Annotated in this window: 20 protein-coding genes; 12 read left to right on the forward strand and 8 right to left on the reverse strand. The window is 71.3% G+C overall.

The annotated features are described in order from the left end of the window. Positions 1 to 130 precede the first annotated feature (130 nt). On the reverse strand, positions 131 to 805 hold the full coding sequence (locus tag ACZ58N_RS35615; RefSeq protein ID WP_471168754.1) for a histidine phosphatase family protein: 675 nt from the start codon (positions 803 to 805) through the stop codon (positions 131 to 133). After that, entirely contained in the window at positions 802 to 2136 is a 1335-nt protein-coding gene (gene hemL, locus ACZ58N_RS35620; protein ID WP_471168757.1) for a glutamate-1-semialdehyde 2,1-aminomutase, read from the reverse strand. Before hemL ends, ACZ58N_RS35615 begins: the two co-directional genes overlap by 4 nt. Before the next feature lie 313 nt (positions 2137 to 2449). Between hemL and ACZ58N_RS35625 the strand changes: the two genes are divergently transcribed. The 3 genes from ACZ58N_RS35625 to ACZ58N_RS35635 all read left to right on the forward strand — a co-directional run bounded on the left by ACZ58N_RS35625 (position 2450) and on the right by ACZ58N_RS35635 (position 4396). Further along, the gene (locus tag ACZ58N_RS35625; protein WP_471168760.1) at positions 2450 to 2887 is read left to right on the forward strand and encodes a hypothetical protein; all 438 of its coding nucleotides are present in this window, start codon (positions 2450 to 2452) and stop codon (positions 2885 to 2887) included. Between the two features lie 60 nt (positions 2888 to 2947). After that, positions 2948 to 3469 carry a GNAT family N-acetyltransferase gene (locus ACZ58N_RS35630; protein ID WP_471168763.1) on the forward strand — a complete coding sequence of 174 codons (522 nt, stop codon included), beginning with the start codon at positions 2948 to 2950 and terminating at the stop codon, positions 3467 to 3469. Positions 3470 to 3661: 192 nt separating this feature from the next. Next, complete coding sequence (locus ACZ58N_RS35635) at positions 3662 to 4396, forward strand: Mut7-C RNAse domain-containing protein (RefSeq protein ID WP_471168766.1); 735 nt, start codon at positions 3662 to 3664, stop codon at positions 4394 to 4396. 87 nt (positions 4397 to 4483) lie between these two features. On the opposite strand, the gene ACZ58N_RS35640 is transcribed toward ACZ58N_RS35635, so the two are convergent. Then, the gene (locus ACZ58N_RS35640; RefSeq protein WP_471168769.1) at positions 4484 to 4951 is read right to left on the reverse strand and encodes a hypothetical protein; all 468 of its coding nucleotides are present in this window, start codon (positions 4949 to 4951) and stop codon (positions 4484 to 4486) included. Between the two features lie 109 nt (positions 4952 to 5060). Here ACZ58N_RS35640 and ACZ58N_RS35645 point away from each other — a divergent pair, with 109 nt between their 5' ends. After that, positions 5061 to 5396, forward strand: a complete 336-nt coding sequence (locus ACZ58N_RS35645; RefSeq protein ID WP_471168771.1) for a YnfA family protein — start codon at positions 5061 to 5063, stop codon at positions 5394 to 5396. A 77-nt stretch (positions 5397 to 5473) separates the two neighbouring features. Beyond that, the gene (locus ACZ58N_RS35650; protein WP_471168774.1) at positions 5474 to 6244 is read left to right on the forward strand and encodes an SDR family NAD(P)-dependent oxidoreductase; all 771 of its coding nucleotides are present in this window, start codon (positions 5474 to 5476) and stop codon (positions 6242 to 6244) included. A gap of 82 nt (positions 6245 to 6326) precedes the next feature. Here ACZ58N_RS35650 and ACZ58N_RS35655 read toward each other — a convergent pair whose 3' ends face one another. Beyond that, entirely contained in the window at positions 6327 to 7007 is a 681-nt protein-coding gene (locus ACZ58N_RS35655) for a polysaccharide deacetylase family protein (protein WP_471168777.1), read from the reverse strand. 244 nt (positions 7008 to 7251) lie between these two features. Here ACZ58N_RS35655 and ACZ58N_RS35660 point away from each other — a divergent pair, with 244 nt between their 5' ends. Then, a complete protein-coding gene (locus tag ACZ58N_RS35660) occupies positions 7252 to 8085 on the forward strand; it encodes a hypothetical protein (RefSeq protein WP_471168780.1) in 834 nt (277 codons plus the stop codon). 73 nt (positions 8086 to 8158) lie between these two features. On the opposite strand, the gene ACZ58N_RS35665 is transcribed toward ACZ58N_RS35660, so the two are convergent. Next, positions 8159 to 9352: an RtcB family protein gene (locus tag ACZ58N_RS35665; protein ID WP_471168783.1), complete on the reverse strand. Its 1194-nt coding sequence runs from the start codon at positions 9350 to 9352 to the stop codon at positions 8159 to 8161. Positions 9353 to 9528: 176 nt separating this feature from the next. Between ACZ58N_RS35665 and ACZ58N_RS35670 the strand changes: the two genes are divergently transcribed. The 3 genes from ACZ58N_RS35670 to ACZ58N_RS35680 all read left to right on the forward strand — a co-directional run bounded on the left by ACZ58N_RS35670 (position 9529) and on the right by ACZ58N_RS35680 (position 13004). After that, a complete protein-coding gene (locus ACZ58N_RS35670) occupies positions 9529 to 10464 on the forward strand; it encodes a DUF3558 domain-containing protein (protein ID WP_471168786.1) in 936 nt (311 codons plus the stop codon). Between the two features lie 135 nt (positions 10465 to 10599). Continuing rightward, complete coding sequence (locus ACZ58N_RS35675) at positions 10600 to 11415, forward strand: DUF3558 family protein (protein WP_471168788.1); 816 nt, start codon at positions 10600 to 10602, stop codon at positions 11413 to 11415. Positions 11416 to 11504: 89 nt separating this feature from the next. Next, complete coding sequence (locus ACZ58N_RS35680) at positions 11505 to 13004, forward strand: DUF2637 domain-containing protein (RefSeq protein WP_471168791.1); 1500 nt, start codon at positions 11505 to 11507, stop codon at positions 13002 to 13004. Positions 13005 to 13098: 94 nt separating this feature from the next. Here ACZ58N_RS35680 and lysS read toward each other — a convergent pair whose 3' ends face one another. Then, complete coding sequence (gene lysS, locus ACZ58N_RS35685; RefSeq protein WP_471168794.1) at positions 13099 to 14865, reverse strand: lysine--tRNA ligase; 1767 nt, start codon at positions 14863 to 14865, stop codon at positions 13099 to 13101. A gap of 142 nt (positions 14866 to 15007) precedes the next feature. Between lysS and argS the strand changes: the two genes are divergently transcribed. The 3 genes from argS (at position 15008) to ACZ58N_RS35700 (ending at position 20011) form a co-directional block, all read left to right on the forward strand. Then, complete coding sequence (argS, locus tag ACZ58N_RS35690) at positions 15008 to 16780, forward strand: arginine--tRNA ligase (RefSeq protein ID WP_471168797.1); 1773 nt, start codon at positions 15008 to 15010, stop codon at positions 16778 to 16780. Between the two features lie 178 nt (positions 16781 to 16958). Then, positions 16959 to 18896, forward strand: coding sequence for a hypothetical protein (locus tag ACZ58N_RS35695; RefSeq protein WP_471168802.1), 1938 nt, complete (start codon positions 16959 to 16961; stop codon positions 18894 to 18896). 317 nt (positions 18897 to 19213) lie between these two features. Next, entirely contained in the window at positions 19214 to 20011 is a 798-nt protein-coding gene (locus ACZ58N_RS35700; RefSeq protein ID WP_471168865.1) for a VOC family protein, read from the forward strand. A gap of 155 nt (positions 20012 to 20166) precedes the next feature. On the opposite strand, the gene ACZ58N_RS35705 is transcribed toward ACZ58N_RS35700, so the two are convergent. Both ACZ58N_RS35705 and ACZ58N_RS35710 read right to left on the reverse strand, forming a co-directional pair. Then, positions 20167 to 20529 (reverse strand): hypothetical protein, encoded by a 363-nt coding sequence (locus ACZ58N_RS35705; RefSeq protein WP_471168805.1) that lies wholly within the window; start codon positions 20527 to 20529, stop codon positions 20167 to 20169. A gap of 231 nt (positions 20530 to 20760) precedes the next feature. Then, positions 20761 to 21537 carry a TetR/AcrR family transcriptional regulator gene (locus ACZ58N_RS35710; RefSeq protein ID WP_471168808.1) on the reverse strand — a complete coding sequence of 259 codons (777 nt, stop codon included), beginning with the start codon at positions 21535 to 21537 and terminating at the stop codon, positions 20761 to 20763. Between the last annotated feature and the right edge of the window lie 79 nt (positions 21538 to 21616).

The raw sequence follows: 21616 nt of genomic DNA on the forward strand, positions 1-21616 counted from the left end.
GACCCGTTGACCTTCGGACGCCGGAAGTGTGAGGCACCCCACGCCGGAGGGCCACCAACGGCCGGAGAGCAACCCCCGCCCGGACACGGGGACCCACACCGGGGGCGTGACCGCCCCCGGCATGCGGGAATCAGGCCCCGAAAGCCTTCGACTTGCCCTTCACCGGCTTCGCACCGGCCAACAGATGCGCCGGAACCAGATCCCGCGCCGGCTCGCTGTAACCCACCGACACCAACCGCTCACCCTGGTAGGTGAACGACGTCAGCGAGGCCAACGTGCACTGCCGACGGCGCGGGTCGTGCCACAACCGCCGCTTCTCCGCGAAGCTGCGCACGATCCAGATCGGCAACTGGTGACTGACCGCCACCGCCTCGTGCCCGCGCGCGGCATCCCGCGCCGTCTCGATCGCGCTCATCATCCGCACGACCTGCTCGACGTACGGCTCACCCCACGACGGCTTGAACGGATTCGTCAGGTGCTTCCAATTGCCCGGCTTGCGCAGCGCCCCGTCACCGACACCGAAGGTCTTGCCCTCGAAGACGTTGCCCGCCTCCAACAGCCGCCCGTCGGTGACCAGATCCAGGCCGTGCGTCTTCGCGATCGGCATGGCCGTCTCCTGCGCCCGCTCCAGCGGGGACGCCACGACGTGGGTGATGTCCCGGTCCTGAAGGTGCTCGGCGACCCGGTCGGCCATCTGCCGACCCAGCTCGGAGAGGTGATAGCCGGCCCGACGGCCGTAGAGGACACCGTCCGGGTTGTGCACCTCGCCGTGCCGCATCAGGTGGACCACGGTCATCTCGCTCATGCGCCCGCCTCCGGGTTCGCCTCGGCGGCGGCGCGCGCCGCGGCGGGCAGCGCGGCGGCGATGCGCTCGACCGCACGCTCGTCGTGCGCCGTGGACACGAACCAGGACTCGAACGCCGACGGCGGCAGGTAGACGCCCTGCGCCAGCATCGAGTGGAAGAACCCGTTGAAGCGGAAGCTCTCCTGCTTCTTCGCGTCGTCGTAATTGCGGACCTCGTCCTCCGTGAAGAACACGGAGAACATGTTGGAGGCCGTCTGCAACCGGTGCGCGACGCCCTCCTTCGTCAGCGCGGCCGTCACCAGGCCCTGGATCTCCGCGGAGACCGCGTCGACCTTCTCGTACGCCGCGTCGTCCAGCAGCCGCAGCTGCGCGAGACCGGCGGCGGTGGCGATGGGGTTACCGGACAGCGTGCCCGCCTGGTAGACCGGACCGGCCGGGGCCAGGTGGCCCATCACGTCGGCACGCCCGCCGAAGGCCGCCGCCGGGAAGCCGCCGCCCATGACCTTGCCGAAGGTCATCAGGTCCGGCCGGACCCCGTCGACGCCGTACCAGCCGGCGCGGGAGGTACGGAATCCCGTCATCACCTCGTCGGAGATGTACAGGGCGCCGTTGTCCCGGCACAGGTCGGCGAGCCCCTGGTTGAAGCCCTCGCCCGGGGTCACGACGCCCATATTGCCGGGCGCCGCCTCAGTGATCACACAGGCGATCTCGCCCGGGTGCGCGGCGAACGCGGCCCGGACGGCCTCCAGGTCGTTGTAGGGCAGCACGATCGTGTCCCCGGCCTGCGCGCCCGTCACGCCCGGGGTGTCCGGCAGCGCGAAGGTCGCGAGTCCGGAACCGGCGGCGGCCAACAGCGCGTCGACGTGTCCGTGGTAGCAGCCGGCGAACTTCACGATCTTGGCGCGGCCGGTGAAACCACGGGCCAGCCGGATCGCCGACATGGTCGCCTCGGTGCCGGACGACACCAGACGCACCTGCTCGACCGGCTCGATGCGGGCGACGATCTCCTCGCCGAGGGCGACCTCGCCCTCACCGGGCGTACCGAAGGACGTGCCGCGGGCCACGGCGGCCTGGACGGCCTCGATCACCTGCGGGTGGGAGTGGCCGAGAATCATCGGTCCCCACGAGCAGACCAGGTCGACGTACTCACGCCCGTCGGCATCGGTCAGGTAGGGACCGGTACCGGACACCATGAACCGGGGCGTACCGCCCACGGCACGGAAGGCGCGGACCGGAGAGTTCACGCCGCCGGGGGTCACGAGGGACGCACGCTCGAAGAGCGTCTGCGAAACTGGGGCTTCATACGGGTACGGGTAGCTCACACCAGCCATGGTCTCAGAGGCCGCGACAGACTTGCGGACGGGCGTTTCACCGCGCCGCCGCGGGGGAGGTCACTGCCATGATGATCAGGCTGCGTGGCGGGGGCCGCGGGGCCGGGGCAGGCAATACCAGTCGGGTGGAGATATGCAACGCGGTGGTGGACCGGGCGAGGGTACGGACGGCCTGGACCCGCAGCGCGCCCGCGATGCCCGCCGCCGAGGCAAACACCGACGCCGCGGAGCCGAAGCCGCCGACCCCGTACCGGGCCCCACGCGCGACCCTGACGACGCCGACTGTACGGACGGCCTCCCCCGGGGCCGCGGCATGGGAGTGACCTACAAGTACTTCGGCGCCCCCGACGGCGCTACCGCCGCCCGCGTCCCGGTGACCATGCGGCCGGAGGAACTGGGCGGCGACGAACTCGGCACGGGCGGCATGTTCACCAAGATCAAGCCGGAGACGGTCGCCGCCATGGTCCTCACCGGCATCGAGGGCATACCCCTGCACAAGGTCCCGCCCCTGGAGCTCGTCGTCCTCCACCCCGACTACGCGGTGGTCAAGCTCCCCATGACGGTCGTCGACCCGCTGCGCGGCGTGGGTGAGGAATCCGTCGGCGCGGCCGCCTTCATCTGGTCCACGGTCCCCGACCGCGGCGGCCCGCGGGACGCGTTCAACGTCTACCAGCTCCTCCACGAGTGGCAGGACTTCTCCCACCGCCTCCACGAAGCGGGCCACCAGCCGTACTGCCTCGTCTGGCCCTGACCCGCACCGACCGGGCGGACCCCCCTGACTCCCCACCGCGCGGTGCGTAGCGTGGGGGGCATGGACACACGCGTACGGCTGGAGGCCTGGGCCGCCGGGGACTTCTGGCTGCTGGAGCGCAAGAACGAGCCCGCCATGACCGAGCACCTGGGCGGCCCCGAGACACCGGAGAAGCTCGCCGACCGGCACCGCCGCTACCAGGAGCTCAACACCCGGGACCCGGCCGCCGGTCGGATGTTCCGGGTGGTGCTGGAGGACACGGACGAGACCGTCGGGTCCATCGGCTTCTGGGAACGGGACTGGTGCGACGAGCCGGTGTACGAGACCGGTTGGGCCGTCCTCCCCGAATTCCAGGGCCGGGGCCTGGCGGCCGCCGCCCTGGCGGAACTCGTCCGCCACGTCACCGCCCACGGCGACCGCCGCGCCCTGCACGCCTTCCCCGGCGTCGACCACCCGGCGTCCAACGCGGTCTGCCGGCGCGGCGGGTTCACCTGTCGGGGAGCGGTCGACTTCGAGTACCCCGCCGGCGTCCCGCACCCCAGCAACGACTGGCGCCTGGACCTGACCCCACCGGCCGCCTGAACCGACGGCCGCCGCCCCGCGGCCGACCCGCTCGCGTCTGCCCGCTCGCACCGGCCCGCTCCCGTAGGCCGGGTGCGCCTCGGTCCGCTCGGTTTCGGCCGTTCCGCGGGCCGCCGCGAGCCCGGATCATCGGGCGGCACGGGCCGGGAAATCGGGCGGCGCGGGCCCGGACCGCAATGGCATGCTGGCCCCGTGAACGGTCCCGGCATTCAGCTCACCCTCGCCCCCGAACTGCGCCTCTTCGCCCCGCCCAGCCGGCGCGCGGAACGCGTACCGACCGCCACCGACGGCGCGTCCAGCATCGGCCACGTCGTCGAGTCGGCGGGCGTCCCCCTCACCGAGGTCGGCCGCCTGCTCGTCGACGGCAACGAAGTACCCCTCTCGTACGTCCCCCGCGCGGGGCAGTCCGTCGAGGTGTTCGGCGTGGACCGCCCCCAGCAGGTCACCGGCGCCCCGCTGCGCTTCCTGCTCGACGTCCACCTCGGCACGCTCGCCCGTCGCCTGCGGCTGCTCGGCGTCGACGCCGCCTACGAGAACGAGGACATCGGCGACCCGGCCCTCGCCACCCGCTCCGCGGCCGAGCAGCGCGTCCTGCTCTCCCGCGACCGCGGGCTGTTGCGCCGCCGCGAGCTGTTCGCCGGCGCGTACGTCTACAGCGACAACCCCGACGAGCAACTACGCGACGTCCTGGGCCGCTTCGCCCCCGCGCTCACCCCCTGGACCCGCTGCACCGCCTGCAACGGCCCGCTGGAGGAGGCCGACAAGGACAGCGTCGGCGACCGGTTGGAGCAGGGCACGCAGCGCTCGTACGACGTCTTCGCCCAATGCACCGCCTGCGACCGCGTCTACTGGCGCGGGGCCCATCACGCCCGACTGGAACGCATCGTCGACGACGCCGTCGCCGAATTCGGCGGCGGCGCGGGGTAGTCGGGGCCTGGCTGTCGGGCCGGGCTGTCGGGCCGGGACGGTCGGGGGCCTCCCCCGGTCACGGGCCCGACCGCCCGGCGCGCCCGCTCAGAACGCGTAGTCGTCGCCCGTGTCCAGGGCCAGCACCACATGGTCGTCGTTCGTCCGGTTGCGGTCGGTCGCCCCGCCGTTCCACCAGGTGTCGATCCGCACGACCACCTCGGTCGGCCGCTCGCGCAGGTTCAACATCAACCCGATGTGCCGCCCCCTGCCGTGCTCCGGCAGCGGACCCGTCTCACAGACCACCTCGCGCTGCCCGGCCCGGGCGCAGCCGCCGGCGAGGTGCTGCACGTCGGCGAGGTCCACCGACAGGCGGACCCGCAGCGTCGCGTTCGCCAGCGCCGACGGGCCCTCGTTCTCCGGGACCATCCACACCCGCAGCTGGCCCTGCGTCAGGGACACCCGCCCGTGGTAGGCCAGGTCGGCCTCCGGTCCCGCCCAGGCCCCGGCCTGCCCGGCCCCAGCCAGCACCAGCAGGCCCGCCAACACCACACTCCGTACGGCACCACGACGCACCGCGACCACCTCCTCGCGCGGACGCTAGCCAGGACGCCCACCGCCCGATCGGACCATCACACGGAAGAGGGCGAGCCCCTCACCCATTCGCCTGCGTAGGCTTCCCGCCATGCCGATCGCCCGCTCAGCTCTGCTCTTCGTCCTCGCCGCCGTCCTGGAGATCGGCGGCGCCTGGCTCGTCTGGCAGGGGGTGCGCGAGCACCGGGGCTGGGCCTGGATCGGCGCCGGCGTCATCGCCCTCGGCCTCTACGGCTTCGTCGCCACCCTCCAGCCCGACGGCGACTTCGCCCGCGTCCTCGCCGCCTACGGCGGGGTCTTCGTCGCGGGATCCCTGGCCTGGGGCATGGTCGCCGACGGCTACCGACCCGACCGCTGGGACGTCACGGGCGCGCTCGTCTGCCTCGCCGGCATGGCGATCATCATGTACGCGCCACGCAGTCACTGAGCGGGCGGCCACCCGATACCCCGCCCCGGCCTATGCTGACGGAAATCGCCCGTACGAACGATCGAGGAGCCCCGCCCATGAGCACGGCCACCCGCACCGCCGTCATCACCGGCGCGAGCAGCGGAATCGGCGCGGCCACCGCCCGGCAGCTCGCCGCAGCCGGCTACCACGTCGTCCTCACCGCCCGCCGCAAGGACCGCATCGAGGCCCTCGCCGCCGAGCTCACCGCCGCGGGTCACGAGGCCACCGCCCACGCCCTCGACGTCACCGACCGGGGCGCCGTCGACGCCTTCGCCGCCTCCCTGGAGCGCTTCCCCTCCGTCGACGTCCTCGTCAACAACGCCGGCGGCGCCCTCGGCGCCGAGCCCGTCGCCACCGGCGACCCGGCCGACTGGCGCACGATGTACGAGGTCAACGTCATCGGCACGCTCCACGTGACCCAGGCCCTGCTCCCGGCCCTCACCGCCTCGGGCGACGGCACGGTCGTCGTGCTCTCCTCCACCGCGGGCCACTCCACCTACGAGGGCGGCGCGGGCTACGTCGCCGCCAAGAACGGCGCCCGCGTCATCGCCGAGACCCTCCGCCTGGAGATCGTCGGGCAGCCGGTCCGCGTCATCGAGATCGCCCCCGGCATGGTCAAGACCGACGAGTTCGCCACCACCCGCTTCCGCGGCGACACCGAGAAGGCCGCCAAGGTCTACGCGGGCGTGGCCGAGCCGCTGTCCGCCGACGACGTGGCCGACACCATCACCTGGGCGGTGACCCGTCCCAGCCACGTCAACATCGACCTCCTGGTGGTCCGCCCCCGCGCCCAGGCCTCGAACACGAAGGTCCACCGCGAGCTGTAGTCCCGCGGGAACGGCCGGGTCGGACCGCACGATCACACCGCGCGGGCCGACCGGCCCGGTCGGCGCGGTCGGTCCGGTCCGGTCAGACCAGTCCGGCCGATTTCAGGTGCGGCATCAGGGCCGCCGGCTTCAGCCCGGCGGCCTTCGCCGCGTCCAGGGCCCGCCGGAGGTCGGCGGCAAGCGTCGGCGTGAAGTGCAGCAGCACGATGTCCCCCGCCCTCAGCTGCGGCGTCGCCGGGGTCTGCCCCCAGGTCGTGAAGTCGTGCGTCCACGTGACCAGCGCCTTCACCCCGCACGCCTTGGCCGCGAGCCGCACGTCGTCGTTCACGGTCCCGTACGGCGGCCGCAGCAGCTTCGGGGTCCTGCCGAAGGTCGCCGACAGTTGCTCACCGGCCCCGCACACCTCGGCGTCCTTGCCGGCGGCGTCGAGGGCGGTCAGGTCGGGGTGGTTGACCGTGTGGTTCTCCACGGTCGCCCGCCCCTGACCGGTCCCCCCGGTCAGCGCGGTGAAGTAGCCGGTGTCGTACGAGGTCGCGCCCGGCAGCAGGAACAACGAGGCCGGGACCCGCTTCTCCAGCAGGATCCGGGCGGCCTCCGGATCGTGGTTCCACCCGTCGTCGATGGTGATGAAGACGACCTTCTCCTGGGTCGGAACGTGCGACACGACGGGCGGCAGCCCCACGGCGGCCCGGGACTGCCCGGCGGCTCCGAGCGTGAGGGACAACGACGCGAGCGCGGCCAGAAGCACGCGGGATCTCCACATGGCACACATCATGGTCTAGACCAACTCGCCCGCCAACCCCCTTGCATGGCAGTCGCGTCGACTCTGCCATCTCGCCCCCTGCGGGATCACGTGTGATATTCCGCCATACGTTCGAGTGAACGACGTCCGATCCACTCACGACACGCCACACTCCTACCTAGGTTCAGCCACAACACAATCGGCCCCCGCCCGGGATGCCAGTCCCGGCCGAGGGCCTCACCAACAGGGAAGAAAGGCCTTCCTGATGGCTGACCAGGACCCTAGCGCCCCCGTGCGCTTCATGGACCTCCAAGTCCCTTGCTATGCGTATATGTTCGGCTTCCTCCAAGCCGACGGGCACCTGTCGCAGCAGAGCCGACAGCGCGGGCGCCTCACCCTGGAGCTCAACGCCCGCGACATCGGCCTGCTGCACGATTTCCAGCGCCTCACGCCGTTCAACAGCTCCATCACCGAGCGCACACGGGCCACCAACTTCGCCGCTTCATCACACACCGCCATCTGGGCACTTTCCGCCCTGGAAGCGCGCACCATCGTCAACGAGCTGGGGATTCCGTACGGGCGCAAGTCCAAGACCATCGCACCGCCCCGCGTCGACTTCTCCCGCCGCGACTACGTCCGCGGAGTGATCGACGCGGACGGTTCAGTCGGACACACCGGGAAGGGCTTCCCCTTCGTCTCCCTGACGACCGCAAGCACGGCGATCGGCGCCTACCTCTGCCACTACGCCAAGAAGATCACCGGAGCGGAGCGCACCATCAAGCGCAATGCGCGAGACGGCATCTACAACATCCTCTACACCAACGAAGCAGCCGTTGAACTGGCCTCACATCTGTACTACGAAGGCTGCCTCGCCCTGGAACGCAAGAAGACTTCCGCAGGCTCTCTCAGGACGTGGATCAGGCCCGCAGACATGCCCAAGATGACCCCACGCCGCCGCTGGACTCTGGCAGAGGACCTCAAGCTGCTCGATATCGGTGACGCCGCTGCCGCGGCCGTCGAGCTGGGTCGCACCGAATCCGGTTGCGGGCAGCGCCTCACGCGCCTCCGCACGGGCGGCGGCCCATGGCCCAGGCACTGACACGCCCAGCACAAGGAAGGCCCGGAACCCAACCAGGATTCCGGCCCTTCCGCCGTTCCGGCAAGCCGCCGGTTCAGCCCTTGACGCAAACGAGCGCCTTGAGCTTGGCCACGACCTGAACGAGGTCGGTCTGCTGGCCGATGACCTGCTCGATCGACTTGTACGCGCCCGGGATCTCGTCCACCACGCCCGAGTCCTTGCGGCACTCCACACCCTGCGTCTGCTCCACCAGATCACGCGTCGAGAACTTCTTCTTCGCCGCCGTCCGGCTCATCTTCCGACCCGCACCGTGCGAGGCGGAGTTGAAGGACTTCTCGTTGCCGAGGCCCTTCACGATGTACGAGCCCGTGCCCATCGAGCCCGGGATGATCCCGTACTCACCGCTGCCGGCGCGGATGGCGCCCTTCCGCGTGACGAGGAGGTCCATGCCGTCGTACCGCTCCTCCGCCACATAGTTGTGGTGGCAGCTGATCTCCCGATCGAAGGAGACCTTCGCCTTCCGGAACTCCTTGCGCACGACCTCCTTGAAGAGGCTCATCATCGCGGCACGGTTGAACTTGGCGTACTCCTGCGCCCAGAAGAGGTCGCTGCGGTACGCCGCCATCTCCGGGGTCGCGGACAGGAAGACCGCCAGGTCCCGGTCGACCAGGTTCTGATTGTGCGCAAGGCCACGAGCCACGTTGATGTGGAACGCCGCCAGCTCGTTGCCGATGTTTCGCGATCCGGAGTGCAGCATGAGCCAAACCGCCCCAGACGTGTCAGTTGCGAGCTCAATGAAATGATTCCCGGACCCGAGCGTTCCGGTTTGCCGCATGGCTCGGTCCCGCCGGAACTTCACCGCATCGGTGAGGTAGTCGAACCGCGCCCAGAGGTCGTCGTACCCCGCCTCCGAGAAGCCGTACAGCCGCGACGGGTCCACGGCCTCCTTGTGGAGGCCCGTCCCCACCGGAATCACCTGCTCGATGCGCGACCGCAGCTTCGACAGGTCGCCCGGCAGGTCGTTTGCCGTCAGGGAGGTCTTCACCGCGGACATGCCGCAGCCGATGTCGACGCCGACCGCCGCCGGACAGACCGCGTCCTTCATGGCGATCACCGAGCCGACCGTGGCGCCCTTGCCGTAGTGGACATCCGGCATGACGGCCAGTCCCTTGATCCACGGGAGGCCTGCCGTGTTGTGGAGCTGGCGCATGGCGCTGTCCTCGACCGACGCCGGATCCGTCCACATGCGGATCGGGACGTTCCCTCCCGAAACCTCTACATACGACATACGGCGTCAAACCCCCCGAGAAACAAAGAAAAGCAAGAAAACGCAAAAGCCTCGCTCATCACCCCAAAACAGTCAGGGGACCGGCGCCGGCACCAGCGTGTGCGATAGACATTGTGTCCATCCGCGCCCAAGTCGCGGCAACGCATTTTCCCCAGGGAGCCAGGGAGCCAGTGGACGTGGAGCGCAAGACGGTACGTCGGCGGGTCCTGCCCGGCATCGCGATGCTCACCGCCCTGGTCGCCGCCGTGACGGGCCTCAGCGGCTGCACCGACGGCAACGGCGGTGGTACCAGCGACCAGAAGAACGGCGGCAGCACGGCCGCACCCGCCCAGCCCGGCAAGTACCGCAGCCTGCCCCAACCCTGCAAGGCCGCCGAGGGCAAGCCGCTCAAGGCGATGCTCCCGACCTCCGACTCCCTCACCCTCGAAGCGCGCGAGCGCCTCTACGAGGGGATCGCGGACGCCTCGTACGACGGCGACCGGCACGTCGGCTGCCGCTGGAACTCGCAGGTCCCCGAGGGGACCCTGCTGTTGTCGGTGAACTTCGAGCGGGTGGTCTCGTACGACCGCGCCACCACGAGCGACGACGACAAGGCCCACGAGGTCTACGTCAACCGGCTGACGGCGGCCCAGCTGCCGTTCCCCGGAGCGGCCACGACCCCGGGCGCGAGCCCCGGCACGCCCGGCACGAACCCCTCCGGGAACCCGGCTCCCGGCGGCCCGCCCGCCCCGGCCGCCACCCAGCCGGCCGGCCAGCCCGCCGCGCCCTCCGCCGCGCCCCCCGCGGCTCCCTCCACGACCCCGTCCACGGGCCCCGCTTCGCCTTCCGCTTCCACCTCCGGATCGCCTTCGCCCAGCAATTCCCCGGAGCTCGGCTCCCGGGTCCTGGAGGGGCTCGGCAACGAGGCCTTCCTCGACGACAAGCTGAGCGCGGCCGGGGCGACCGCCGCCCGGGCACGCACCGTACGGATCGTGTTCCGCACCTCGAACGTGATCGTCACCATTGAGTACAGCGTGCAGCCGGCGGGGCCCGACACGGTGCCGCCGAGCACGGAAACGCAGGACAGGACCCGTCTGTTGGCGGAGGCCCTGGTGGAGCGATTCAACGAGTGACATCCCCGCCGCCCGCGGTTGCGCGCCGCCCGCGTGACGGCGCGCACAGCAGGCGGACGCCCGGTCGGGCTACCGTTGCACGGGTCCCGCGCCCGCAACGGGTCCGCAAGTAGACCCTCAACGTCTGAAGGAACCATGCACCGATCAGCCTCGCGCCTCACCCGCGTCCTCGCCTGCGCAGCCGTCCCGGTGATACTCACCGTCGCCGGGTGCTCCTCCGACTCGGGCAAGGACTCGGGCAAGGACTCCGGCAAGAAGTCCGAATCCACCGCGTCGTCCAAGCCGAGCGCGAAGGCGGCGCCCGTGCTGGAGAAGGTGGCGTTCGCGAAGCTGCCGGACCCCTGCAAGACCGTCGCGGCGAAGTCCATCGACTCGTTCGTCCCCGAGGCGAAGGAGAAGAACGGCACGGCGACCAAGTCGAACGACCTGGCGAACCGCGCCAGCTGCTCCTGGAACGGCCTCGACACGGACGGTCTGAAGGGCTCGCAGTACCGCTGGCTCTCCATCTCGCTCGTGCGCTACGACTCGCACGCCTCGCTCGGCAGCGGCAACAAGCGCGCCGAGGAGCAGTACAACAAGCAGATCGAGGCGTCGAAGAGCACCGAGGGCGCGAACGACGTGAAGGTCGAGCAGGCCGGCGGGATCGGCGACCAGGCCTCGTCCGTCGTGTACTCGGTCAAGAAGGACGTCGACTTCTCGAACACGACCATCGTGACCCGCACCCAGAACGTCGTGATCACCATCGACTACAACGGTGCCGCCTACGAGGGCGCGGGCGCCCCGGACAAGAAGAAGCTGCTGGAGAACGCCATCGCGGCGGCCAAGGAGAGCGTGACGTCCGTCGCCGGCGCCAACCAGGAGGGGGCTCCTTCGCAGGGCTCGGGCGAGGGCTCTCCGTCGGCTGCCCCCTCGGGTTCCGCTTCCGAGTCCGCATCGGCTCCGGCCCAGTAGCACACCGCTGGGGGGACCTACGGGACCACTGACATCCAGTCACCCGTACGCTGTGCCTGCCGTAGCTCGAACAGGGGAGGGGATCGCGTGTGGCCGCGATGCAGCTGACACGTACGCACCGGATACTCATCGGTGTCGTGGTCGCCGGAGCCCTGGTCATCGCGGGCATCGGTTTCGCGGGTTCGTACTCCGCCGTACGCGCCCTGGCCCTGCAAAAAGGGTTCGGCAGTTTCTCGCTGGTGTTCCCGATCGGCATCGACGCGGGCATCTGCGTCCTGCTGGCGCTGGACCTGTTGCTGACCTGGATGCGGATCCCGTTCCCCCTGCTCCGTCAGACCGCCTGGCTGTTGACCGCGGCGACGATCGCGTTCAACGGCGCGGCGGCCTGGCCGGATCCGCTCGGTGTCGGCATGCACGCCGTGATCCCGATCCTGTTCGTGGTCACCGTGGAGGCCGCCCGGCACGCCGTGGGCCGGATCGCGGACATCACCGCGGACCGGCACATGGAGGGCGTGCGCATCACGCGCTGGCTGCTCTCCCCCGTCCCCACCTTCAAGCTGTGGCGCCGGATGAAGCTGTGGGAGCTGCGCTCCTACGAGCAGGCCGTCACCATGGAGCAGGATCGGTTGATCTACCAGGCGCGGCTCCAGGCCCGGTACGGGCGCTCCTGGCGTCGCAAGGCCCCCGTGGAGGCGCTGATGCCGCTGCGTCTGGCCCGGATCGGGGTCCCGCTGTCGCAGACGGCCCCTGAGGGCTTGGCGGCGGCGGGCATCGACCCGGTCCTGCTGCCCCCGGCCGCGGCGACGGCCGGTCGGATCGGTCAGGCGTCCCCGACCGTCCAGGTCGGTCAGTCCGCCGCGTCCGCCCCGGCACTGACGGCGGCCTCGGCGGGCGGGACGGGCGCGGCGCACGGGACGGGCGCGGCGGACGACTCGGGCGCGGCCGGTGCGCAGCCGTCGGTCGGGCCGCAGGGGACGGCGACCGTCCCCGCGCAGTCCGGACCGGAGGCGTCCGGCGGTGCCACCGTCCCGCTCCGGAAGCAGGCGCCGGAGCGGGCGGAGCCCTCGCCGCAGCCGGTTCCGACGGTCGGGGTCCAGCCCCAGCCCGCCGCGGCGCACGCCCCGCCGGCCTTCGCGGTGGACCCGACGGCGATGCCGGCCGCCCACAACAGCGCCTGGTTCGCCGGGCCCGTGGCCCCGGACGCCACGGAGTACAAGGGCGCCTACTACGCCCAGGCGCAGCAGGTGGTGGAGGGCCCGCAGCCGGCCCCCGTGGCGGCCCGGGCGGAGGCGCCGGCCGCGCAGGCTCAGCAGGTCCCCGACGAGCAGCTCCTGATCCCCGTACCGGAGCCTCGTGACGAGGTGGTCGAGGAGCTGGACCAGGAGAAGTTCGAGGACGCCGCCTACGAGGCGTTCCACGCCCACGTGGAGGCGAGCGGCAGTTCGCCGAGCGCCCAGCAGGTCGATCAGGCCCTCACCGAGCTGTACGGGCCGATCCATCCGGACAGTGTCTCGATCATCGAGGCGATGATGCCGATGCTGAAGCAGCGCTACCAGCGCTCGCTGGAGAACGATTTCCTGTCCTCCTGAAGCCCCCGCCGCCGGCCGCGCCGCCGGCCGCGCCGCATGCGTAAGGGCCCGCACCCCGAGGGGTGCGGGCCCTTCCGTGTTCGGCCGTGGTGGGTCAGACGGCCAGCAGCTTGCGCACCCGGTCCGCCCCGACCGCGAGGAGCAGGGTGGGCAGGCGCGGTCCGGTCTCCCGGGTCACGAGCAGCCGGTAGAGCAGGGCGAAGAAGGTGCGCTGCGCGACCTTGAGCTCGGGCGTGGGCTTGGCGTCCGGCTCCAGCCCGGCCATGACCTTCGGCACGCCGTAGACGAGCGTGGTCAGGCCGTCGAGGGACCAGTGCGTGTCGAGGCCGTCCACGAGCATGCGGAGCGACTGCCGGGCTTCCTCGTCCAGCGAGGAGAGCAGTTCGGCGTCGGGCGTCTCGCGGACGAGGGTGCGCTGGTCGGCCGGGACCTGGGTGGTGATCCAGTTCTCGGCGCGGTCCAGGCGCGGCCGTACTTCGTCGAGGGAGGCGAGCGGCTGCGTCGGGTCGAGGTCGGTCAGGATGCGCAGGGTCTGCTCGTCGTGGCCGGCGGTGACGTCGACGACGGAGGCGAGCGTCCGGTACGGGAGCGGGCGCGGGGTGCGCGGCAGCTCGGCGGCGGCGGTGCGGACGGCGCGGGTGTGTGCGGCGGCGTCGGCGGGCAGCACGGAGCCGTCGGCGACCTTGGCCTCCAGCTTGTCCCACTCGTCGTACAGGCGCTGGATCTCCTGGTCGAAGGCGATCTTGAAGGACTGGTTGGGGCGGCGGCGGGCGTACAGCCAGCGCAGCAGCTGCGGCTCCATGATCTTCAGCGCGTCGGCCGGGGTCGGGACCCCGCCCTTGCTGGAGGACATCTTCGCCATGCCGCTGATGCCGACGAACGCGTACATCGGTCCGATCGGCTGCTCGCCGTCGAAGATGTGCACGATCTGGCCGCCGACCTGGAAGGACGAGCCGGGCGAGGAGTGGTCGACGCCGGAGGGCTCGAAGATGACGCCCTCGAAGGCCCAGCGCATCGGCCAGTCGACCTTCCAGACGAGCTTGCCGCGGTTGAACTCGCTGAGCTTGACCGTTTCGGTGAACGCGTCCTCGGTGCAGACGTAGGTCAGCTCGGTGCTCTCGTCGTCGTACGAGGTGACCTTGGTGAAGTCCTTGCCGCACTCGCCGCAGTACGGCTTGTACGGGAAGTAGCCGCCCTCGCCGGTGCTGCCGTCGTCCTCGGCGGCGGCGCCGGAGCCCTCGGCGGCCTCCAGCTCGGCTTCGTCGGCCTGCTTCTGCTGGGGCTTCTTGCCGCCCGGCTTCTGCTTGGTGCGGTACTGGTCGAGGACGGCGTCGATGTCGCCGCGGTGCTTCATCGCGTGCAGGACCTGCTCGCGGTACACGCCGGAGGTGTACTGCTCGGTCTGGCTGATCGGGTCGTACTCGACGCCCAGCTCTTCCAGGGCGCCGATCAGGGCGGCCTTGAAGTGCTCGGCCCAGCTGGCGTACGGGGATCCGGCCGGGGCGGGGACGGAGGTCAACGGGCGGCCGATGTACTGGCCGTAGGTGGCCTCGTCCACGCCCGGGATGCCCTGGGGCACCTTGCGGTAGCGGTCGTAGTCGTCCCAGGAGATCAGGTGCCTGACCTCGATGCCCCGGCGGCGGATCTCGTCCGCGACCAGGTGCGGGGTCATGACCTCGCGCAGGTTGCCCAGGTGGATCGGACCGGAGGGCGAGATTCCGGACGCGACGACGACAGGTTTGCCGGGTGCTCGGCGCTCCGCCTCGGCGATGACCTCGTCCGCGAAACGGGAGACCCAGTCGGTCTCGGTGCTGCTCTGAGCCACGACACGTCCTTCTACTCGAATGCTGGCTTCAGCCATTCTCCCAGACGGAGGGGAGCGCTCCGGGGTTGCTTCCACCCCCTGATATCCCGCGAGGCCGACGGCCCCCGCGTGGGATACTCGGCACTTGTCGGAACACCCAAGTGCGTCCTCACGTGCAACCTCACAGGAACGGCAGCTCATGGCCTCGGTCCCTTCCCTCGCTTCTTCCGTCGATCAGCGCGTCGCGGACGCCCTTGCCTCCGCCCTGCCGGAGGCCGGTGCGACCGACCCGCTGCTGCGACGTAGCGACCGGGCCGACTTCCAGGCCAACGGGATCCTCGCGCTCGCGAAGAAGGCCAAGGCCAACCCGCGCGAGCTGGCGACGACCGTGGTCGAGGCCATCGCGACCGGTGACCTGATCCGGGAGATCGAGGTCTCCGGCCCCGGCTTCCTCAACATCACGATCACCGACCGGGCGATCATCGAGACCCTCGCGGCGCGCGCGGCGGACGACCGTCTCGGTGTCGCGCTCGCGGCGAACCCGGGCACGACCGTCATCGACTACGCCCAGCCGAACGTCGCGAAGGAGATGCACGTCGGCCACCTGCGTTCCGCCGTGATCGGCGCCGCGATGGTCGAGATCCTGGAGTTCACCGGCGAGACCGTGGTCCGTCGCCACCACATCGGCGACTGGGGCACCCAGTTCGGCATGCTGATCCAGTACCTGCTGGAGCACCCGCACGAGCTGGACCACAAGTCGGACGAGGAGGTCTCCGGCGAGGAGGCCATGTCGAACCTGAACCGCCTGTACAAGGCCTCGCGTGCCGTCTTCGACTCCGACGAGGAGTTCAAGACGCGGGCCCGGGCCCGGGTGGTCGACCTCCAGGCGGGCGAGCCGGAGACCCTGGCCCTGTGGCAGCGGTTCGTGGACGAGTCGAAGATCTACTTCTACTCCGTCTTCAACAAGCTCGACATGGACATCCAGGACGAGGACGTCGTCGGTGAGTCCGGCTACAACGACATGCTCGTGGAGACCTGCAAGCTGCTGGAGGACTCGGGCGTCGCCGTCCGCTCCAACGGCGCGCTGTGCGTGTTCTTCGACGAGTACAAGGGCCCGGACGGCAACCCGACCCCGCTGATCGTCCAGAAGTCCGACGGCGGATTCGGCTACGCGGCGACCGACCTCTCCGCGATCCGTGACCGCGTCGGCAACCTGAAGGCCTCGACGCTGCTGTACGTCGTCGACGCGCGTCAGTCCCTGCACTTCAAGATGGTCTTCGAGACGGCCCGCCGGGCCGGCTGGCTGAACGACGGCGTCAAGGCCGTCCAGTTGGCCTTCGGCACCGTCCTCGGCAAGGACGGCAAGCCGTTCAAGACCCGTGAGGGCGAGACCGTACGGCTCGTGGACCTGCTCGACGAGGCCGTGGAGCGGGCGACCACCGTGGTCCGCGACAAGGACGCGGAGCGCGGTCTGCTCACCGAGGAGGAGATCGTCGAGAACGGCCTCCAGGTCGGGATCGGCGCGGTCAAGTACGCCGACCTGTCGACCTCGGCCGCGCGGGACTACAAGTTCGACCTGGACCAGATGGTCTCGCTGACCGGTGACACGTCGGTGTACCTCCAGTACGCGTACGCCCGTATCCGGTCCATCCTGCGCAACGCGGGCGACCGTTCGCCGGTGGCCCACCCGGAGCTGGAGCTGGCGCCGGCGGAGCGGGCGCTGGGTCTGCACCTGGACGCGTTCGGGGCGCTCCTGGAGGAGGCGGCGGCGGAGTACGCGCCGCACAAGGTGGCCGCGTACCTGTACCAGTTGGCTTCGCTGTTCACGACGTTCTACACGGAGTGCCCGGTGGTGAAGCCGCAGCCGGAGCTCGTCGTCGGTGAGAACCGGCTGTTCCTGTGCGAGCTGACCGCCCGCACCCTCGGCAAGGGCATGTCCCTGCTCGGGATCCGCACGCCCGAGAAGCTCTGACCCCCGCCCGGTACACGACCGGGTGAACGCGTACGGCCCCGGCACCCACCGCCGGGGCCGTACGTATTTCTGATTTCCATATCCCCCCGCCGGCTCCTTCCGTCTCACTAACCTGGGCGCGTTCCAAGGGGTTTGGGGTGGGTCCGGGCGTGCGTTCGGAGCCCGGGGAGGAAAGAACATGCAGTTCAAGCGCATGGCCGTGGCGGCTGCCGCAGCGGTGGCGGGTCAAACACTGCTGATGGCGGCGCCGGCGATGGCCGAAGACCAACCATCGGTGACCGTGCCGGACGCCCTACCGGCGGAGGACGGGGCTCCGGAGCCGGAGAAGGCGGCGGAAGCGGCGGCGGAGGTGGCGGAAGCGGGGACGAAGGCGGCGCCCGAACCGGCTCCGGCCGAGGCGGCGGCGCCCGCCCCGGTCCCGGTTCCGGTGCAGGCCGTACCGGCCCAGCCGCAGGCCGCCGCCGCACCCGTATCGGCGGCGGCCGCGGAGACACCGCAGACGCCGGCGGCCCAGGAGCAGTCCGAAACGGCCGAGGAGGCGTCGGAGCGGATCCTGATGGGGCCCGAGGTCACCGTCCAGGGCATCCCGCAGGGCGGGTTCCCGGCCGACGGCAGTTGGACGCCGCTCACGGTGACCGTCGACAACTCGGGCCACGTCGCCGTGCCGGGGTACACGCCGGAGCTGGGCGTGGCGCAGGCCGCGGGGGCGTTCACGTCCGCCCACGTCACGGTCGAGTACCGGACGGCCGCGGGTGTCTGGCAGGCGGCCTCGCCCCTCGCCGACCCGTCCGCCGCGCCCGCCTTGGGCTACGCCCTGGGCACCTCGTCGGACGTGCCGGCCGGGCAGGTCCGCACGATCGACGTGCGGATCAGCTTCGCGGCGGACACCCCGGTGGTGCTGTTCGACCTGACGTCGGAGGGGAAGAGCCGGGTCGGCAACTCCGTCGGGACCTCCCCCACGTCCTCGTACCCGACCAGGATCACCGGGGCGACCGGCGGCGACGAGGACCCGGTCCACGTCGCCGGGCCCGCCCTGACGGTGAGCGGCGTCCCGGAGAGCGTGCGGGCGGGCGGCGACTGGACGAACCTGTCGGTGCGCGTGGACAACACCGGGAAGGGCGCGCTGGCCGCGTTCAACCTGGGACTGGTCATGTCCCGGCCGGACTTCGTCGCGATGGAGGCCGCGCAGATCACGGTGGAGGTCCAGCGGCCGGGCGCGGACGGCGCACCGGCCTGGCAGCCCGTCGAGGTCCTCTCCGAGGAGGGCGGCTTCTACTACGCGGCCGGTCTCACGCAGGGCCCGATCGCGGCCGGTGAGACCTTCGACGTCCCGGTCCGCGTCCGCTTCGCCGCCGACACCCCGACCGGTTCGGTGTCCTTCTTCTCCTGGGGCACGTCCCAGGTCGACGCGGAAACCCCCCCGCCCTGGGCCGGCTCCCGCTCCCCCCGCCACCTCACCACCCTCCTGGAACCGTCGACCACCACCCCGGGCGGGGACCCGGGCGGCACGCCGGGCGGAGACCCGGGAGGCACACCGGGCGGAACCCCCGGCGGGGACCCGGGCGGCACACCCGGCGGAGACCCCGGAGGCACACCCGGCGGGGACCCGGGCGGCACACCCGGCGGAGACCCCGGAGGCACACCGGGCGGAAACCCCGGAGGCACACCCGGCGGAGACCCCGGAGGCACACCCGGCGGAACCCCCGGTGGAGACCCGGGCGGCACACCCGGCGGAGACCCGGGCGGTACTCCCGGCGGAGACCCGGGCGGCACACCGGGCGGAACTCCCGGCGGTACTCACGGCGGAGACCCGGGCGGCACACCGGGCAGCAACCCCGGAGGCAATACCGGCGGCACCCCCGCAGGCAACACCGGCGGCACCTCGGGCAGCACCCCCGTAGGCAACACCGGCGGTACGCCGGGCGGCAGCGGCGGTTCGGGGAACGCGCCCGTGCCCAACGGGGGCCTCCAGCCGATCGGCGACCAACCGTCGGGCGAACTCGCCGCCACCGGCAGCGCCACCGGCTGGGCTCTGAACGGTGCCGGCCTCACCGTGGCCCTCGGCGCCGCACTCGCGGCCGGCACGGGCCGCCACCGCCGGCGCACGACCACCTGACGGTCCACCCGACGGAGGCCCCCGGCCACCCGCACCACCTGAGGGCCTCCGTCGAACACCCCGCACCACCCACCGCCCGCCGCCGGCGCCCCTCACCACCCGAGGCCCGCCGCAGGCGCAGGCGCACACACCCTCACCCCACGCCCGCCAGCCGCAGGCGCAACCGCACACACCCTCACCCCACCCACCGCCGGCCAGGCGACGGTCACCCGTACGGCCCGGTTCGTGCCCCATCGTCCGGGTAGGGGACGGCCCGTCCTTCCCCCGAAGGGCGGCCCGTCCGCCCCCCGCACCACCCGGAGGCACCCGTGCCCGACATGAACGGCCCCTACAAGCCCGGCACCCCCTGTTGGATCGACCTGTTCGTCCCCGACCAGCAGGCGGCCCTCGACTTCTACTGCGACCTCTTCGGCTGGCAGGGCGAGGTCGGCCCGGCCGAGCAGGGCGGCTACTCCGTCTGCACCCTCAAGGGCAAGCCCGTCGCCGGGATCATGAAGGCGCTGAACCCGGACGGCTCCGTCCCCGACCCGATGCCGCCGACCGTGTGGACGACGTACCTGTCCACCGACGCCATCGACTCCACCCTCAAGTCCGTCACCGACGCCGGCGGCACGGTCATGATGGGCCCGATGGGCGTCATGGACCTCGGGCGGATGGCGGTCGTCGCCGACCCGACCGGCGCCGTCTTCGGCCTGTGGGAGCCCGGGACCTTCGACGGCGCGGGCATCGTCAACGAGCACGGCGCCCTCATCTGGAACGAGCTGACGACCGGCGACACCGCCGCCGCCTCCGCGTTCTACTCGTCGATCCTGCCCGTGACGACGGCCGTGTCCGAGATGCCGGGGACCGAGGGCTACACGGAGTTCAAGGTCGGCGGGCGCGCGGTCGCCGGGATGATGAACCTCGACAACCTGCCGCCCGGTACGCCGCCCAACTGGCTGCCGTACTTCCACGCCGACAGCGTCGACGAGATCCAGGCGGCCGCCACCCGCGCCGGGGGCAACGTCCTCGCCCCGGCCTTCGACATGCCGGTGGGCCGCATGGCCGTCCTCACGGACCCGCAGGGCGGCCCGTTCGCGGTGATCACGGCGAGGGCCCCGGAACAGCCGGCCTGAAGCCCGGCGTCCCGGGCCGCCCCCGGCTGCCCGTCCCCGTCCCGGACCACGACGGGGACGGGGACGGGAGCAGGGGCACGGACCGGGCAAGGCCGAACCGGCGGACGGCCTTGCCCGGTCACCCACGACGGGTCACCCCTGATGACCCGATCGACTCAGCCGTCGACGTGGATGTGGCGGAGCGGGTGGAAGCTCCCCGACAGCTGCTGGTACGGGCCGAAGTGCTGAACCTGCACGTTGCCCGGGGTGGGCTCGTAGCTGAACCAGCCGGAGTGGTTGCCGGTGAACACCCAGTTCGCCTCGGTGTTGAACGTGGGCTTTACGTCGAGGTCGCCGGCGCCCTTGAAGCAGCGGCTGAAGCCCACGAACTTCGTGAACTGCAGCTTGTCCTTGTCGGTCGTGCACTTGGCCTCGGTGAGCGCCGCACCCGGAGCGGCGTTGGCCGGGGCGACGACGGTCAGGGAAGCGGCGGCCAGCACGGCCGTGACGGCGGCCTTGGCCGCGAACGATGCGCGCATGCGAAATCCGTTTCGGTAAGGGGGAACTGGAAGGTTCCATGCTGCTTCGCACTCCACCGGCGGCCCAGGCCGGTGGCCACAAGCTGCCGACCAGCGAGGTGCGGAACGTGCGCGTGACACCGGTGTACGCGGCCGGTGGCCCCAAAGTGCCGGCCGTCGAGACGCTGCACACGAATGCCGCCCGCCCACGCCCCGGACCGCACCACCTCCCGCCCCTGGCCGGCGACGTCCCTACCCGGTGGACCGCTCGACGATCAGGGCGGCCAGGCCGTCCAGGATCCGGTCGAGGCCGAAGGCGAATTGGAAGTCCGGCTCGTCGGAGCCCGTGAACGCGTCGGACTCCAGCAGACGGGTCACCGCCGGATGCGTGTCGGGGCCGGTCATCAGGCGCAGCGTGCGGAGGTAGCGGGCCATCACCTGGTCGGGGGCGACCCCGGACTTGATGATGGCGTCCATCATGTCGGCGGCCATGGTGGCCTCGTTGCGCACCAGCCCGCCGATCAGGATGATCGCCGAGATCTTCTCGCCCTCGGCGAGTCCGGTGTCGGCCAGGGCCGCGAGTCCGCGTTCCATCCAGGCCAGCTGGTTGGGGCTGACGGGTGCTCCGGTGAGCGGGATCCGCAGGATCCAGGGGTTGGCCATCAGCACGGCGCGTTGCGCGTATGCCCACTGCGTGACCAGCTCCCGCCAGCCCGCGCCGGGTTGCGCGGCGGGCTCGGGCGGAGTGCCGACGCCGGCGTCGGACATGAGGATGTAGAGCTCCTCCTTGGCCGTGACGTACCGGTAGAGGGACATCGTGGAGACGCCGAGTTCCTTGGCGACGCGGCCCATGGAGACGGCGTCGGTGCCCTCGGCGGCGGCGAGCGCGACGGCGGCGTCCACGATCTTCGTCAGGGTGAGGGTGGGCCTGGGGCCCTTGGCGGGGCGCTCGCGCAGGCCCCAGGCCACTTCCAGGCTGGCCGGAAGCCCGGTGTCCGGTTCAGGTTCGTCCGCCGGTTCCCGCGTCATGGCGCCCACCCTCCCTCCTCGATCGTTGACCCACATCCTAGTTCTGTGTATTACTTACACAGAAGCGCGTACCCCATAC

The sequence above is a fragment of the Streptomyces sp. NPDC040432 genome (assembly GCF_055595445.1).

Coding starts and splice junctions, on each gene's coding strand:
- ACZ58N_RS35630 (WP_471168763.1), top strand. CDS start 2,948: ATGGACACACGCGTACGGCTGGAGGCCTGGGCCGCCGGGGACTTCTGG.
- ACZ58N_RS35675 (WP_471168788.1), top strand. CDS start 10,600: ATGCACCGATCAGCCTCGCGCCTCACCCGCGTCCTCGCCTGCGCAGCC.
- ACZ58N_RS35615 (WP_471168754.1), bottom strand. CDS start 805: ATGAGCGAGATGACCGTGGTCCACCTGATGCGGCACGGCGAGGTGCAC.
- ACZ58N_RS35650 (WP_471168774.1), top strand. CDS start 5,474: ATGAGCACGGCCACCCGCACCGCCGTCATCACCGGCGCGAGCAGCGGA.
- ACZ58N_RS35660 (WP_471168780.1), top strand. CDS start 7,252: ATGGCTGACCAGGACCCTAGCGCCCCCGTGCGCTTCATGGACCTCCAA.
- ACZ58N_RS35625 (WP_471168760.1), top strand. CDS start 2,450: ATGGGAGTGACCTACAAGTACTTCGGCGCCCCCGACGGCGCTACCGCC.
- ACZ58N_RS35655 (WP_471168777.1), bottom strand. CDS start 7,007: ATGTGGAGATCCCGCGTGCTTCTGGCCGCGCTCGCGTCGTTGTCCCTC.
- hemL (WP_471168757.1), bottom strand. CDS start 2,136: ATGGCTGGTGTGAGCTACCCGTACCCGTATGAAGCCCCAGTTTCGCAG.
- ACZ58N_RS35665 (WP_471168783.1), bottom strand. CDS start 9,352: ATGTCGTATGTAGAGGTTTCGGGAGGGAACGTCCCGATCCGCATGTGG.
- argS (WP_471168797.1), top strand. CDS start 15,008: ATGGCCTCGGTCCCTTCCCTCGCTTCTTCCGTCGATCAGCGCGTCGCG.
- ACZ58N_RS35695 (WP_471168802.1), top strand. CDS start 16,959: ATGCAGTTCAAGCGCATGGCCGTGGCGGCTGCCGCAGCGGTGGCGGGT.
- ACZ58N_RS35705 (WP_471168805.1), bottom strand. CDS start 20,529: ATGCGCGCATCGTTCGCGGCCAAGGCCGCCGTCACGGCCGTGCTGGCC.
- lysS (WP_471168794.1), bottom strand. CDS start 14,865: ATGGCTGAAGCCAGCATTCGAGTAGAAGGACGTGTCGTGGCTCAGAGC.
- ACZ58N_RS35710 (WP_471168808.1), bottom strand. CDS start 21,537: ATGACGCGGGAACCGGCGGACGAACCTGAACCGGACACCGGGCTTCCG.
- ACZ58N_RS35645 (WP_471168771.1), top strand. CDS start 5,061: ATGCCGATCGCCCGCTCAGCTCTGCTCTTCGTCCTCGCCGCCGTCCTG.
- ACZ58N_RS35700 (WP_471168865.1), top strand. CDS start 19,214: ATGAACGGCCCCTACAAGCCCGGCACCCCCTGTTGGATCGACCTGTTC.